Genomic DNA, 14,337 nt, shown 5'->3' on the forward strand with positions numbered 1-14,337 from the left:
CGCCCGGTTACATTCCGAACCCGGAAGCTAAGCCTCACAGCGCCGATGGTACTGCAGGGGGGACCCTGTGGGAGAGTAGGACGCCGCCGAACAATCTTTCATGGACCCGTGGTCCAGCGTTCACGCTGGATCACGGGTCTTTTTTCGTTTCCACCCCTTTTTGCCCGAAGCGCATCGGAAGGCCGATTGCGCGAGAATGACTGCGGTACCCGAAGACAGGAGCCCAACCGATGTCCCCCAACTCCTCCGACGACCGTCCTGAGCGCGATGAGCGCCGCAGGGACAGCGGTGACCGGGGCGGCTTCCGCGGAGGTCGTGACGACCGCGAGCGTGGACCGCGGCGTGATGATCGGGACCGTGGTGGATTCCGTCGTGATGACAACAACCGCCGTGATGACCATCGCGGTGGCGGGTTCCGCGGTGCGCGTGACGACCGGCCGAGCGGCCCCCGTCGCGATGACCGCTCCGGCGGTCCGCGTCGTGATGATGATCGTGGCGGTCGCCCCAACGCCGGTTTCGGCGGTGGCGGTTACGGCCGTAGGGACGACAGTCGCGGTGGCCGGCCCACCGGTGGCGGCGGTCGGCCGACCGGTGGCGGTGGCGGCGGATACGGGCGTCGTGATGACCGTCCGAGCGCTCCGCGCCGTTCTGACGACCGTGGCGGCTTCGGGCGTCGGGATGACCGCCCTGCCGGTCCGCGTCGTGATGACCGTCGTGATGACCGGTCCGGTGGTTTCCGTCGTGACGATCGGCCCGGTGGCCCGCGTCGGGACGGTGATCGTGGAGGGTTCCGTCGCGACGACCGCCGGGATGACCGGCCTGCCGGTCCTCGCCGCGATGACCGCCGCGATGACCGCCGCGATGACCGCCGCGATGACCGCCGCGATGACCGCCGCGATGACCGCCGCGATGACCGCCGTGACGATCGTCCCGCGTTTCGTCGCGACGATCGGCGTGATGACCGTCCGTCGGGTCCGCGTCGTGATGACCGTCGTGATGACCGGTCCGGTGGTTTCCGTCGTGACGATCGGCCCGGCGGCTCGCGTCAGGACAGTGGCCGTGGAGGGTTCCGCCGGGACGACCGTCGTGACGACCGACCGAGCGGCTTCCGCAGGGATGAACGTTCCTCCGGACCGCGCCGTGACGACAGTCGCGGTGGCCGACCGACCGGTGGTGGTGGCGGTTACGGGCGTCGGGACGACCGTCCCGGTGGCCCGCGCCGTGATGACCGTGGCGGGCGTCCCAGCAGCGGTGGCGGCGGCTACGGGCGTCGCGATGACCGGGGCGGCGACCGCGGCGGATACCGGGGCCGTGACGACAGTCGCGGTGGCGGCTACGAGCGTCGGGACGACCGGGACCGCGACCGTGAGCCCATCAAGCGGCTGCCGATCCCCGAGGACGTCACGGGTGACGAGATCGACAAGAGCGTCCGGCAGGAGCTGATGAGCCTGCCCAAGACACTCGCCGAGGATGTCGCCAGGAACCTCGTCATGGTCGCGAAGCTGATCGACGAGGACCCGGAGCAGGCTTACGCGTACTCCCGTATCGCGCTACGGCTCGCGTCCAGGGTCGCCGCCGTACGTGAGGCCGCCGGCTTCGCCGCCTACGCGACGCAGAAGTACGCGGAGGCGCTGGCCGAGTTCCGGGCGGCGCGGCGGATGACCGGGGGTGTCGATCTGTGGCCCGTCATGGCGGACTGCGAGCGCGGCCTCGGCCGTCCCGAACGGGCGATGGCGATGGCCGGTGAGCCCGAGGTGCAGAAGCTCGACAAGGCCGGCCAGGTCGAGATGCGGCTCGTCGCGGCCGGCGCGCGCAGGGACATGGGGCAGATCGACGCGGCCATCGTGACCCTCCAGAGCCCCGAGCTGGCCTCGAACTCCGTTCAGCCGTGGACCGCGCGGCTGCGGTACGCGTACGCCGACGCGCTGCTGTCGGCCGGGCGTGAGGACGAGGCGCGCGAGTGGTTCGGCAAGACGCTTGAGGCGGACAAGGACGGCGCGACGGATGCTTCGGACCGTCTCGCCGAGCTGGACGGCGTCGAGTTCGTCGATGCCATGGGTGAGGACGAGGACGAGCCGGAAACCCTGGGCGCCCCGGCCGAGACCGGCGTGGATGTCGACGATGACGACGAGGACATCGAGGCAGACGTCGAGGTGGACATCGACGACGACATCGAGGCCGCTGCCCAGGTCGACGACACGAATGGCCATGACACGAATGGCCACGACAGGAACAGCCTCGACAAAGGCTGAGTGACGATACGTGTGGGCGGCACCCCGGCCCGGGGTGCCGCCCACACGTATGCCGGCCCCCGGAAGGGTCTCGGCCGAGTCAGCCGAGGGCCAGGCTCCGCAGCACCAGACCCGTCGCCGGCTTGGGGCCGAAGGATGTCGACTTGCGCGGCATCGTGACGCCCTGGAGCGCCAGTTCCCGTACGACGTCCTCGTGCACCGGGTGCATCAGGACCGCCGTGCTGCCGTCGCGTTCCGCCTTTCTGACGGCCGCCTCGGTGTCATGGATGTAGGCGATGTGCTCCGGGTCGTCCGGGATCCGCCAGATGTGGTCGAGCAGCGTGGCGTGGAGGACCGTCGCGTCCAGGCTCCGCCAGGCCGCCGGACGGTCCGCCGGGACCGTACGCGCGAGCAGGCCATGGTCCGGCCGGTCGATCAGCCGGAACCGGCCGTCCCCGGCGAGCAGGAACGCATTGCCCGCTGCGGCGGCGTCCGCCAGCGCGTCAAGGGCCTCCGGGAGCGGCCCGTCGAGCGTACGGACCCGGAAGGAGTCCGCGAGCGCGGCCACCGCCCGGTCGACGGGCAGCCGATGAAGCAGCCGGTGGATGGAGCGGACCTGGAGGGGGTAGCGGGCCGTGTCGATCAGCAGCACCAGACCGTAGCCCCAGGGCCCGGGGGCCGGGTGCTCGTCCCGCAGCCGCAGATACGTGGCCCAGCGGTGATGACCGTCGGCGATCAGGGCCTGGTGGTGGGTGAGGTCACCGGTGATCTCGGCGAGGTCCGCGCGATCGGTGACCGACCACAGCCGGTGGCTGAAACCGTCCTCCGTGGTGGTGGCGAGGAGCGGGGAGCGACGGATGGTGCGTTCGATGACCGCTGCCGCGCCGCTCGTCTCGACTCCGTTCCGGTACGTCAGGAGCAGCGGTTCCAGATTCGCCGCGGTCGTCCGCATCAGGGCCGCGCGGTCCGCGACGACGTCCGGCATCACGTCCTCGTGCGGCAGCACGACGCCGTCCGCCGGGGCGGAGAGGGCCAGGGCCCCGATCACCCCGCGCTGGAGCAACTCGCCCCTGCGCTGCTCGTACACGTAGAGCGCGGGTTCCGGATCCGGCGCGAGGACGCCCTCCGACAGCCACTGTTCCAGCGTCGTGGCCGCCTGGCGGTGGCGGTCCTCGGGGGAGGTGGCCTGCGGCAGGATCAGCCGGACGATGTTGTGCGGATCGGCCGACTCCAGATGATGCAGCCCGTCCGGCCTGACGACCACGTCGTACGGCGGCGAGGTCACCGCGGAGAGACTGCCGATCCGCTCGGGGACATAGCGGAGTCCGCGGAACGGAATCAGCCGCAGCCCCTTGTCCGCGGGACCTGTTGTGTTCATTCGGGCATCGTATGTGCGGTACGGGGATGAGCGATGATCGGGGGATAACCCGAACGAGGAGCGTAAGACGGATGAGCCAGCGGAGCAGGACCAGGCCGAGCGGGAGTACGACCGCGCTGAACGAGGCGTACGACACGGCTCTGCTTGATCTCGACGGGGTCGTGTACGCGGGCGGGCAGGCCATCGCGTACGCGGTCGATTCGCTCAACACGGCCCGGGACGCGGGGATGCGGCTCGCGTACGTCACCAACAACGCCCTCCGTCCGCCGGACACCGTCGCCGCGCATCTGACGGAGCTCGGCGTACCGGCCGACCCCGCCGATGTGATCACCTCGGCGCAGGCGGTGTCCCGGCTGATCGCCGAGCAGCTTCCGCAGGGGTCCAAGGTGCTGGTCATCGGCGGCGACGGGCTGCGGATCGCGCTGCGCGAGCGCGGACTCGAACCGGTGGAGTCGGCCGATGACGACCCGGCCGCCGTGGTGCAGGGGTACGGGGGGCCCGATCTGGTGTGGGGACGGTTTGCCGAGGCGTGCTACGCGATCAACCGGGGCGTCCCGTGGTTCGCGTCCAACACGGATCTGACGATCCCCAGCGCGCGGGGGATCATGCCGGGCAATGGCGCGGCGGTCGAGGTCGTACGGATCGCGACGGGCGCCGAGCCGCAGGTCGCGGGCAAGCCGCTGCCCCCGATGCACCGCGAGACGATCCTGCGGACCGGGGCGAAGCGCGCGCTGGTCGTCGGGGACCGGCTGGACACGGACATCGAGGGGGCGATCAACGGCGGGGTCGACTCGCTGCTCGTCCTGACCGGTGTGACGGGCGCGGCGGGGCTGCTGGCGGCCGAGCCCCGGCACCGGCCGACGTATGTGGACGCGGATCTGCGCGGACTGCTGACCGGCCAGCCCGACGTCTCCGAAGTCACCGGGGCCGGTGGGGCAGGCGGGGCCGCGGGAGCCTTCCGGTGCGGTGGGTGGACCGCGTACGTCGGCGGTGGCGCGCTGGTGCTCGACGGGGACGGCGCGGCGCTGGACGGGCTGCGCGCGCTGTGCGCGGCGGCCTGGACGGACGCGGGCGACGGGTCGTGCACGCGGGACGCGGGCAAGGCAGTGGCCAAGCTCGGTCTGTGACGGGCCGGGGGAGCTAAGCCTCTTCCGCGGCTGCCATCAGATGGTCCTCGGAGGCACCCCGACGCCAGTAGCCGCTGAACTTCACGGCTCCGCGGTCGAAGCCGCGCTCTCCGACGAGATGGCGGCGTACGGCCTTCACGGTCGCCGACTCACCGGCGATCCAGGCGTATGGGGTGCCCCCGGGCAGAACGGCGGCGCGGATCGCGTCCGCCGTGGCGGGCGGCGCGGCGTGGTCGCGGGTGAGCCAGACGATCTCGGCGTCGGCCTTGGTGGGGAGTTCCTGGCGGTCGGCCGGGTCATGGACCTCGATCCAGACCCGGGCCGGCATGCCGGGCGGCAGGGATTCCAGGATCCCGGCGATGGCGGGTAGGGCCGACTCGTCGGCGGTCAGCAGGATCCAGTCGGTGCCCTCAGGGGGCCGGAAGTCATAGCCGGCGTTCTCCTCGTCGATCGGTGCCAGTACGGAGATCCGGGCGCCGGGCCGCGCCGCTCGCGCCCAGCGCGTGGCGGGTCCTGATGCCCCGTCCACCGCCGTACCGGCACAACCGCCGTCGAGACCACCGCCGTTGCCGTCGACGCCGCCGCTATCCGGGCCGCCGGCCTCCGCGCCGTGGAGGGCGAAGTCGATGATCAACTCGGCCGGTTCGCGGCGCAGTTCGCGCACGGTGTAGGTACGCATGACGCCACGTATCCCGGGGTCGAGCTCGCGCCAGGCGTCGTACCAGTCGGCCCGCGCCGGGTCTGGCATGACCGGTTCGCGCTCGCCGGGCCGCGGCAGGAACAGTTTGACTCGCTGGTCGCGTCCGGCCGTGGCCATACGTGCCAGGTCAGGGCCGCCGAGGACGACCCGGGCCATCGACGGGGTGACGCGCTCCGTGCGGAGCACCTCGACGGTGAAGAACCGGAAGGGAGCATCGGTCATGGGGGCCTCTCCGCCTTTTCCGCAGCGAGATCGATTGCGAGGGTAGGCTAACCTAACTCAATGACGACGCAGCGCCTCACCGCGGAATCGGTGACCCTCGGCTACGACCAGCGGATCATCGCCCGCGCACTCTCGGTCGAGATTCCGGACCGGTCGTTCACGGTGATCGTGGGGCCGAACGCCTGCGGCAAGTCGACTTTGCTGCGCGCGCTGTCGCGGATGCTCAAGCCGTCCGAGGGGCGCGTACTGCTGGACGGCAGCGCCATCCACTCGCTGCCCGCCAAGAAGGTCGCCAGGACCCTGGGGCTGCTGCCGCAGTCGTCCATCGCGCCCGACGGCATCACGGTCGCCGATCTGGTGGCCCGCGGCCGCTATCCGTACCAGGGGCTGCTGCGTCAGTGGTCGCCGGAGGACGAGCGGATCGTCGAGGAGTCGATGGCGGCGACCGGCGTCGCCGGGCTCGCCGGTCGCTATGTCGATGAACTGTCCGGCGGCCAGCGCCAGCGGGTCTGGATCGCGATGGCCCTCGCCCAGCAGACGCCGCTGCTGTTGTTGGACGAGCCGACCACCTTCCTCGACATCCAGCACCAGATCGATGTGCTTGACCTCTGCGCCGAGTTGCACGAGACACAGGGTCGTACGCTCGTCGCCGTCCTGCACGACCTGAACCACGCCGCCCGGTACGCCACCCATCTCATCGCGATGCGCGACGGCCGGATCGTGGCCGAGGGCGCTCCGGCGGACGTCGTCACGGCGGAGCGGGTGGCGGAGGTGTTCGGGCTGCGCTGCCAGGTCATCGACGATCCGGAGACCGGAACGCCGCTGGTGGTGCCCGCGGGGCGGCGGGCGCGGCGGCCCGTGTCCGTACCGTCGGGGCCCGTGTCCGTACCGTCGGGGAGGTAGGCCCGGCCCGGCGCGGACGCCGTGAACGTGAAGGGGATCCGTCGAAGCGGGTCCGTCGAGGCTGAGTGGTCCGTCGAAGCTGATCCGTCGAAGCGGAGCGGCCCCGACGGATCGGTCAGAGCAGCGCCCTCAGCCGCAGCAGATCGCGGAAACCGGTCTCCAGCTTGACCCGGCCGGAGCCCCAGGCGCGGGCGAAGTTCAGCTCACCGTCAACCAGCGCCACCAGGTCGTCGCCCGTCATGGCGAGTCTGATCTCGGCCTTCTCCGGTGGTGGTCCCTCCACGGTGTCGGCCACCACGATCCGGCCGTCCACCAGCCGGCCGGTGAACGTGATGTCCAGATCCGTGATGTGGCAGCTGAGCGAACGGTCGAGGCCGGCCGCGGTGCGGACCTTTCCGTCCGCCTGCGCCAGATTGTCAGAGAGCTTGTCGAGTGCGCTGCGGCACTCCTCCATCGTCGCCATCGCGATCGACGGTACCGCAGTGCTTCGCGGTAGCGTCTGGGCATGAACGACTCGATGGCGGGCCCGGCCGGGCAAGGGCGCGGGGAACGGCCCGGAGAACGGCCCGAGGAACGGCCCGAGGAACGGCCCGAGCGGAAACCGGAAAGCGAGCCGGAAGGCGACCCGGAGCGGGAGTCCGGGACGGCCGCACCCGGCGCTCTCGACCCCGCCGCACCCCGGCCCCTCGGTCTGGAACGGGTCCCGACCGGTGACGCCGAGGTGGACGCGCTGCTGACCCGGCTCGCCGACGCCGACCACCTCCCCGCGGACGGCCATGGCGAGGTGTACGAGGATGTACACCGGGGCTTGCGCGACGCGCTGACCGCGCTCGACGCGCGTCCGGCGGCCCAGGGCGTCCCGGGACCCCAAGGGTTTCAAGGACCTCACGGGCCTCGGGCGCCCCGCTGATTTCTCTCGCGTACGACCACAGGAGCTGAACCGAACGTGGCTGGACTGGCACGCCGCCGTCTCGATGCCGAGCTGGTACGCCGTAACCTCGCGCGCTCGCGTGAGCACGCGAGCCAGCTGATCGCCGCGGGCCGGGTGACCGTAGGCGGCACCACCGCGACCAAACCCGCCACCCAGGTGGAGACCAGCGCCGCCGTCGTCGTCACCGAGGACGACGCCGAACCCGACTATGTCTCGCGCGGTGGGCACAAACTCGCGGGAGCGCTGGCGGCCTTCGTACCGCTCGGCCTTGAGGTCGCGGGCCGGCGGGCGCTCGACGCCGGCGCGTCCACCGGTGGCTTCACCGATGTCCTGCTGCGGGCGGGAGCCGCCCATGTCGTCGCCGTGGACGTCGGTTACGGTCAACTCGCCTGGCCGCTGCGGAGCGATGAACGCGTCACCGTCAAGGATCGTACGAACGTACGTGAGTTGACGCTCGAAGCGATCGAAGGGGAGCCCGTGGATCTGATCGTGGGGGATCTGTCGTTCATTCCGCTGGGGGTGGTGCTGCCCGCGCTGGTGGGCTGCGCCGCCCCGGACGCCGATCTCGTGCTCATGGTCAAGCCGCAGTTCGAGGTGGGCAAGGAGCGGCTGGGCAGCGGAGGGGTCGTACGGAGCCCGGAACTGCGGGCCGAAGCCGTACGGACCGTGGCACGGCGCGCGGGCGAACTCGGCCTGGGGGTAAGGGGAGTCACCGCCAGCCCGCTGCCGGGACCCGCCGGAAACGTTGAGTATTTTCTGTGGCTCAGGGCCGGAGCACCCGAACTGGACCCGGCCGATGTCGACCGTGCAGTGGCGGAGGGACCCCGTTGACGTCGAACGCAGAACGGACCGTATTCCTGCTGGCCCATACCGGCAGACCCGCGGCGATCCGCAGCGCGGAACTGGTGGTGAACGGACTGGTGCGCAGCGGTCTCGGCGTACGGGTCCTGGCGGCGGAGGCGGCCGATCTGCCGCTGCCGGAGTCCGTGGAGACGGTCCCCGACGCCACCCCCGCCGCGCTCGACGGCTGCGAACTGCTGATCGTGCTCGGCGGCGACGGCACACTCCTGCGCGGCGCCGCGTTCGCGCGGGCCTCGGGCGTACCGATGCTCGGTGTCAATCTGGGCCGGGTCGGCTTTCTCGCCGAGGCGGAACGTGACGATCTGGACAAGGTCGTCAACCGCGTCGTCACCCGTTCCTACGAGGTCGAGGAGCGGATGACCATCGATGTCGTCGTACGCAGCAACGGCGATGTGGTCCACCGGGACTGGGCGCTCAACGAGGCGGCCGTACAGAAGGTCTCGCCGGAGCGGATGCTCGAAGTCGTCCTGGAGATCGACGGGCGGCCGGTCACCGCGTTCGGCTGCGACGGGATCGTCTGCGCCACCCCCACCGGATCGACGGCGTACGCCTTCTCGGCCGGCGGGCCGGTCGTCTGGCCGGAGGTCGAGGCGCTGCTGATGGTGCCGATCAGCGCGCACGCGCTCTTCGCGAAACCGCTGGTGACCTCGCCGACCACGGTGCTGGCGGTGGAGGTGCAGGCGAACACCCCGCACGGGGTGCTGTGGTGCGACGGGCGCAGAACCGTGGAGCTGCCGCCCGGGGCGAGAGTGGAGGTACGGCGCGGAGCCGTCCCCGTACGGCTGGCGCGGCTGCATCACGCCTCGTTCACGGACCGGCTGGTGGCCAAGTTCGCGCTGCCGGTGTCCGGCTGGCGCGGGGCGCCGCACTGACCGGACCGGTCGGCGACCCGATCAGCACGGTCGGCATGACATAGGGGGTGTTTCCGGGTGGATTCGGTACGTATCGATCTGGCCGCGCGCCGCCCGGACACTGCCCGGTCGAGGGAATCGGGGGTGGGGTCCGTCGCGCGGGGCCTCCCGGACCTCGTATGGTCATGACCGTGTTGGAGGAGATGCGGATACGGTCGCTCGGAGTCATCGACGACGCGGTCGTCGAGCTGTCACCCGGCTTCACCGCGGTGACCGGTGAGACCGGCGCGGGCAAGACCATGGTCGTCACCAGTCTCGGACTGCTGCTCGGCGGACGCGCCGATCCCGCCCTCGTGCGGATCGGCGCGAAGTCGGCGGTCGTGGAGGGGCGGGTCACCCTCGCCGCCGGTGCCCCGGCGACCCTGCGCGCCGAGGAGGCGGGCGCGGAACTGGAGGACGGCACGCTGCTCATCAGCAGAACCGTCTCCGCGGAGGGACGCTCGCGCGCCCACCTCGGCGGGCGCTCCGTACCCGTGGGCGTCCTGGGGGAGCTGGCGGACGACCTGGTCGCGGTGCACGGCCAGACCGACCAGCAGGGGCTGCTGCGGCCCGCGCGGCAGCGCAAGGCGCTCGACCGGTACGCGGGCGACGCCGTCGCCGTTCCGTATGCCGCTTACACGGAGGCGTACCGCGCACTGCGCGCCGTCTCCACGGAGCTGGACGAGCTGACCACCCGGGCCCGGGAGCGCGCGCAGGAGGCCGATCTGCTGCGCTTCGGGCTGACCGAGATCGGGGCGGTCGAACCGAGGGCGGGGGAGGACATCGAACTCGCCGCGGAGGCGGAGCGCCTCGGCCACGCGGAAGCGCTCGCGTCCGCCGCCTCCGTCGCGCACGCCGCGCTCGCGGGCAACCCCGAGGACCCGGCGGGCGTCGACGCGACGACCCTGGTCGGGGGCGCGGGCCGGGCGCTGGACGCCGTACGGTCCCATGACCCCGCGCTGGCCGGGCTCGCCGAGCGGATGGGGGAGATCTCCATCCTGCTGGCGGATGTGGCCGGTGAACTCGCCGGATACGCGGACAATCTGGATGCCGATCCGCTGCGGCTGGCCGCCGTGGAGGAGCGCAGGGCCGCGCTCTCCGGGCTGACCCGCAAGTACGGCCAGGACATCGCCGCCGTCCTGGACTGGGCCGAGGAGAGCAGCGCGCGGCTGACCGAGCTGGAGGGCGACGACGAACGGATCGGCGAGCTGACGGCCGAGCGTGACGCGCTGCGGTCCGAGCTGTCCGCGCTCGCCCAGGAGCTGACCGACGCGCGTACGGCGGCGGCGGCGCTCTTCGCGCAGGCCGTCACGGCGGAGCTGGCCTCGCTCGCCATGCCGCACGCGCGCGTCTCGTTCGACATCCGCCAGACCGAGTCCGCCGACGAGGCGGACGGGGTCGAGGTCGACGGGCGCTCTGTGGTGTACGGGCCGCATGGTGTCGACGAGGTCGAACTGCTGCTGGCCCCCCACCCGGGCGCCCAGCCCCGGCCGATCGCCAAGGGCGCGTCCGGTGGTGAGCTGTCGCGGGTGATGCTCGCGGTGGAGGTCGTCTTCGCGGGGTCCGATCCGGTGCCTACGTATCTCTTCGACGAGGTGGACGCGGGCGTCGGCGGCAAGGCGGCGGTCGAGGTGGGCCGACGGCTGGCGAAGCTGGCCACCTCGGCGCAGGTGGTGGTGGTCACGCACCTTCCGCAGGTCGCGGCCTTCGCCGACCGGCAGCTGCTGGTCGAGAAGACGGTGGACGGCGCGGTGACGCGCTCCGGGGTGACGGTCCTGGAGGGCGAGGACCGGGTACGGGAGTTGTCGCGGATGCTGGCGGGCCAGGAGGACTCGGAGACGGCGCGCGCGCACGCGGAGGAGCTGCTCGCCACGGCGCGGGGCGCGGCCTCCGGAGGCTAGGGCGTGTGGCCGGGACCGGGGCGTGTGGCCGGGGCCAGTGCGTGTGGCCGGGGCCGGGCCGGCCTTGCACGCGCGGGGAGTTGTGGCCGTAACGGCGTACGGTGACCGGGTCGGCCGGCGCGCGTCCTCACCCATGTGAGTGATCCGGGTGCCGAGTTGAGGCGCCGGACACACGAACGACCCCCCGGCGGTGCCGGAACGTGCGTACGGACTGGCATCCTTGGCGCAGTGACGTCAGGGGCCGGTCCGCGCCGCCGCGGATGCCCCGGCCGTCCATCAGTCCCCATTCCCGATCCAGGAGCCTCGACCACGTGACACAACTGCGTACGGTCCAGGTACTTGGCGGCGGCAGCGTGGGCAGCAGCGCGCACGTACGCTCGCTGGCGGCCGGTCTGGCCGCCAGGGGAGTGCGGGTGACGGTGTGCGCGCCCGCCGAACTCGACCATGCCTACGACTTCCGCGGCGCCGGGGCACGGCACGTACCCGTACCCCGGCGCAGTGATCCGGCGGCCGTCGCGGCCCTGCGGGCGGCCTGCGCCGGCGCGGACGTGGTGCACGCGCACGGCGTGCACGCCGCCGTACGGACCGCGATCGCGCTCGGCGGACTGCGCGTGCCGCTGGTCGTCACCTGGCACTCCCGCGCGCACGCCGAAGGGCCGCGCGGCCGGCTGCTGCGGCTGCTGGAGCGAAGAGCCGCCAGAGCGGCGGCCGTTGTGCTCGGCGCCTCGTCGGAACTGGTCGACCGGGCCCGGGAGCGGGGGGCGCGCGACGCCCGTCTCGCGCCGGTGGCGGTCCCCGCGCCGCACTGGCCCGCCGACGGTGGGGAGAACAAGTCGCGTGCCGAACTCGGCGCGGTCGACCGTCCGTTGCTGATGGCCGTCGGCAGTCTCGTACCGGACAAGGGGTACGACACACTGCTGGACGCGGCCATGATCTGGCGTCATCTCGACCCCGTGCCACTGGTCGTCGTCGCGGGCGAGGGGCGGGAGCGCGCGCGACTCCAGCGCCGTATCGAGGAGGCCGAGTTGCCGGTGCGGCTCATCGGCCGCCGCGACGATGTCTCCGAACTCCTCGCCGCCGCGGATGTCGCCCTGCTGCCCAGCCGCTGGGAGGCACGCTCCGTACTCGCGCAGGAGGCGCTGCGGCTCGGGGTGCCCCTGGTCGCCACGGCGGTCGGCGCCGTTCCCGAACTGGTCGGCGACGCGGCGGAACTCGTACCGTACGGGGACGCGGCGGCCCTCTCGGACGCGGTGATACGCCTCCTCGACGATCCCGGGCGCCGCCAGGAACTCGCCGCGGCGGGCCGTGCGCAGGCGACGCACTGGCCCACGGAGGACGAGACCGTCGCACAAGTGCTCAGTGTCTACGACGAGTTGACCCAGCCCCAGCGATCCCACTGATCCGGGCCCCGCCGCGTCAGAGCGTGTGACGTCTCGCCCGCAGCGCCAGGCTCAGGGCCAGGACCGTCTGCGGATCGTCCAGGTCCGTGCCGAGCAGCTCCGCGATCCGCGCCAGCCGGTTGTAGAGCGTCTGGCGGTTCAGATGCAGCTCGCGCGCCGTCTCCGCCTTGCGGCCGGCGTGGGCCAGATAGGCCTCAAGGGTGGGCAGCAGCGGCGGGCGTGAGCTCCGGTCGTGCGCGCGCAGCGGGCCGATCGCGCGGTCCACGAAGGCCGCCAGGTCGGGGTGTTCCCGCAGCCGCCACAGCAACAGATCGATATCCAGCCGGCGCGCGTCGTACCAGGGGCGCTCCGGCAGTCCCCGGGCCGCCGTCGCGGTCTCCGCCGCGTGCCGCAGCCCCGCGCTCGCCGCCGCCCAGCCGCCCGCGACACCGACGACCACCACCGGCGGCTGCGCCCCGGGACGCTCCAGTCCGGACCGCTCCACGCCCGCGCGCAGCGCCGTCGCGACCCGGTCGGCCACCGCCGTACGCTCGGACTCGGAGCGCAGTCCCAGCAGCAGCGGCACCCGCCCCTCCACGGGCCGTACGCCCAGCAGCACCGGCACCCCCACCGACGACAGCTCCTCCAGTACGGCCCTGGCGAGCAGCGCCCAGTTCCCGGACGGAGCCGATTCGGGGGCCAGCCGCATCACCACCGGCAGCAGCGGCCCCTCGCCCGGCTTGAAACCCAGCACCTTCGCCTGCGCCGGTGCGTGCTCGGCGTGGATCCGGCCCTCCGCGAGATCTGTCAGAAAGTCGCCACGGCCGCGTGCCGCGAGTTCCTCCTCCTGACGGGCCTGCATCAGGACGACCGCCAGGATGTCCGCCGCGCGCTCGGCCGCCAGCCGGTGCACCGGCAGCGGCGGCGCCGATACGGCGGGCAGCACCAGCCGTGCCCGTACCGCCCCGGTGCCGTGCCCGCCGCCGGGCACATCCACCAGCACCGCCCCGGTGGGCGGTCCCGCCGCGCGCGCCGCCCGCCGGCCGCGCAGCCGCTCCCAGATCTGGAGCGGATCGGCGGCGGCCGGACCCGCGCCCGGACCCGCGCCCGGGGCCGCCGCGTACAGCAGGCGGCCCTCCGCCGTCTCCAGGAAGACCGGATTGCCCGCGAAATCCGCGAGGATGCGCAGCACCTGCGGCACCCCGCCCCCGTCCAGCAGCGCTTCCGTGCACCGTCGATGGACCTCCTCGGCCTGCCGCAGCAGCGCGTAATGGCCGTTCACGATCTCGGTGTGCACCTCTTCGGTGACCGAGACGAAGGGCACCTCGCGATGCAGCTGCACCAGCGGCAGCCCGGCAGCCCGCGCCGTCTCCACGATCGTCGCGGGCAGCCGGTCGAACCGGGACCCCAGCTCCACCACCAGCGCCGCGATCCCGCGTTCTGCGAGCCCGCGCACGAAGACGCGCTGCTCGGCCGGGCGGCTGCCCAGCCCGATACCCGTGGTGAGCAGCAGCTCACCGCCCTTGAGCAGCGACGCGATATACGGCACCTCGCCCGCGTGCACCCAGCGCACCGTACGGTCCAGCCGGTCGGCGCAGGCGACGACCTCGGGCAGGCCGGCCCGGAGTCCCGGCAGCTCAAGGGCCCGCCGCACGGTGATTCCGCCCTGACTGTCCATGACGCCGGAGGCTACTGGACGCCGGAGGCCACGGGAAAAGCCCGCGGGGCCCGGACCACGGCGGACGCGCGCCGTGGTCCGGGCCCCGGAGTCACAGGGACCGCGAGAGCCGCACAGGAGCCCAGGGCCCCTTCGG

At 72.5% G+C, this 14,337-nt stretch carries 13 protein-coding genes and 1 rRNA gene; 10 read left to right on the forward strand and 4 right to left on the reverse strand.

Features of this window, described 5'->3' with window-relative positions:
- The 3 genes from rrf to ABTZ59_RS34040 all read left to right on the forward strand — a co-directional run.
- Positions 1-92: ribosomal RNA gene (rrf, locus tag ABTZ59_RS34030) — 5S ribosomal RNA — on the forward strand; the annotation flags it as partial.
- Between the two features lie 175 nt (positions 93-267).
- The gene (locus ABTZ59_RS34035) at positions 268-1,443 is read left to right on the forward strand and encodes a hypothetical protein (RefSeq protein ID WP_351423498.1); all 1,176 of its coding nucleotides are present in this window, start codon (positions 268-270) and stop codon (positions 1,441-1,443) included.
- The gene (locus tag ABTZ59_RS34040; RefSeq protein WP_351423502.1) at positions 1,443-2,252 is read left to right on the forward strand and encodes a tetratricopeptide repeat protein; all 810 of its coding nucleotides are present in this window, start codon (positions 1,443-1,445) and stop codon (positions 2,250-2,252) included. Before ABTZ59_RS34035 ends, ABTZ59_RS34040 begins: the two co-directional genes overlap by 1 nt.
- Positions 2,253-2,331: 79 nt before the next feature.
- On the opposite strand, the gene ABTZ59_RS34045 is transcribed toward ABTZ59_RS34040, so the two are convergent.
- Positions 2,332-3,609: a DUF1015 family protein gene (locus ABTZ59_RS34045; RefSeq protein ID WP_351423505.1), complete on the reverse strand. Its 1,278-nt coding sequence runs from the start codon at positions 3,607-3,609 to the stop codon at positions 2,332-2,334.
- 71 nt (positions 3,610-3,680) lie between these two features.
- On the opposite strand from ABTZ59_RS34045, the gene ABTZ59_RS34050 reads away from it, so the two are divergent.
- Entirely contained in the window at positions 3,681-4,736 is a 1,056-nt protein-coding gene (locus ABTZ59_RS34050; RefSeq protein WP_351423509.1) for an HAD-IIA family hydrolase, read from the forward strand.
- A 13-nt stretch (positions 4,737-4,749) separates the two neighbouring features.
- Here the strand turns inward: ABTZ59_RS34050 and ABTZ59_RS34055 are convergent, their stop codons facing one another.
- Entirely contained in the window at positions 4,750-5,658 is a 909-nt protein-coding gene (locus tag ABTZ59_RS34055; RefSeq protein ID WP_351423514.1) for a siderophore-interacting protein, read from the reverse strand.
- Positions 5,659-5,718: 60 nt separating this feature from the next.
- Between ABTZ59_RS34055 and ABTZ59_RS34060 the strand changes: the two genes are divergently transcribed.
- Positions 5,719-6,561, forward strand: coding sequence for an ABC transporter ATP-binding protein (locus ABTZ59_RS34060; RefSeq protein WP_351423521.1), 843 nt, complete (start codon positions 5,719-5,721; stop codon positions 6,559-6,561).
- A gap of 115 nt (positions 6,562-6,676) precedes the next feature.
- Here the strand turns inward: ABTZ59_RS34060 and ABTZ59_RS34065 are convergent, their stop codons facing one another.
- The gene (locus ABTZ59_RS34065; protein ID WP_351423525.1) at positions 6,677-7,024 is read right to left on the reverse strand and encodes an SCP2 sterol-binding domain-containing protein; all 348 of its coding nucleotides are present in this window, start codon (positions 7,022-7,024) and stop codon (positions 6,677-6,679) included.
- 54 nt (positions 7,025-7,078) lie between these two features.
- Here ABTZ59_RS34065 and ABTZ59_RS34070 point away from each other — a divergent pair, with 54 nt between their 5' ends.
- The 5 genes from ABTZ59_RS34070 to ABTZ59_RS34090 all read left to right on the forward strand — a co-directional run bounded on the left by ABTZ59_RS34070 (position 7,079) and on the right by ABTZ59_RS34090 (position 12,544).
- Positions 7,079-7,471 (forward strand): hypothetical protein, encoded by a 393-nt coding sequence (locus ABTZ59_RS34070; protein ID WP_503003829.1) that lies wholly within the window; start codon positions 7,079-7,081, stop codon positions 7,469-7,471.
- 36 nt (positions 7,472-7,507) lie between these two features.
- Positions 7,508-8,323 (forward strand): TlyA family RNA methyltransferase, encoded by an 816-nt coding sequence (locus tag ABTZ59_RS34075; protein WP_351423531.1) that lies wholly within the window; start codon positions 7,508-7,510, stop codon positions 8,321-8,323.
- Entirely contained in the window at positions 8,320-9,225 is a 906-nt protein-coding gene (locus tag ABTZ59_RS34080; protein WP_351423536.1) for an NAD kinase, read from the forward strand. The genes ABTZ59_RS34075 and ABTZ59_RS34080 overlap by 4 nt, the downstream gene beginning before the upstream one ends.
- 158 nt (positions 9,226-9,383) lie before the next feature.
- Positions 9,384-11,144: a DNA repair protein RecN gene (gene recN / locus ABTZ59_RS34085; RefSeq protein ID WP_351423541.1), complete on the forward strand. Its 1,761-nt coding sequence runs from the start codon at positions 9,384-9,386 to the stop codon at positions 11,142-11,144.
- Positions 11,145-11,455: 311 nt separating this feature from the next.
- Entirely contained in the window at positions 11,456-12,544 is a 1,089-nt protein-coding gene (locus ABTZ59_RS34090; RefSeq protein WP_351423545.1) for a glycosyltransferase family 4 protein, read from the forward strand.
- Positions 12,545-12,560: 16 nt separating this feature from the next.
- Here ABTZ59_RS34090 and ABTZ59_RS34095 read toward each other — a convergent pair whose 3' ends face one another.
- On the reverse strand, positions 12,561-14,201 hold the full coding sequence (locus ABTZ59_RS34095) for a PucR family transcriptional regulator (RefSeq protein WP_351423549.1): 1,641 nt from the start codon (positions 14,199-14,201) through the stop codon (positions 12,561-12,563).
- Between the last annotated feature and the right edge of the window lie 136 nt (positions 14,202-14,337).

Source organism: Streptomyces sp. NPDC094034, assembly GCF_040303865.1.
In the GTDB taxonomy this organism is placed as follows: Bacteria; Actinomycetota; Actinomycetes; order Streptomycetales; family Streptomycetaceae; genus Streptomyces.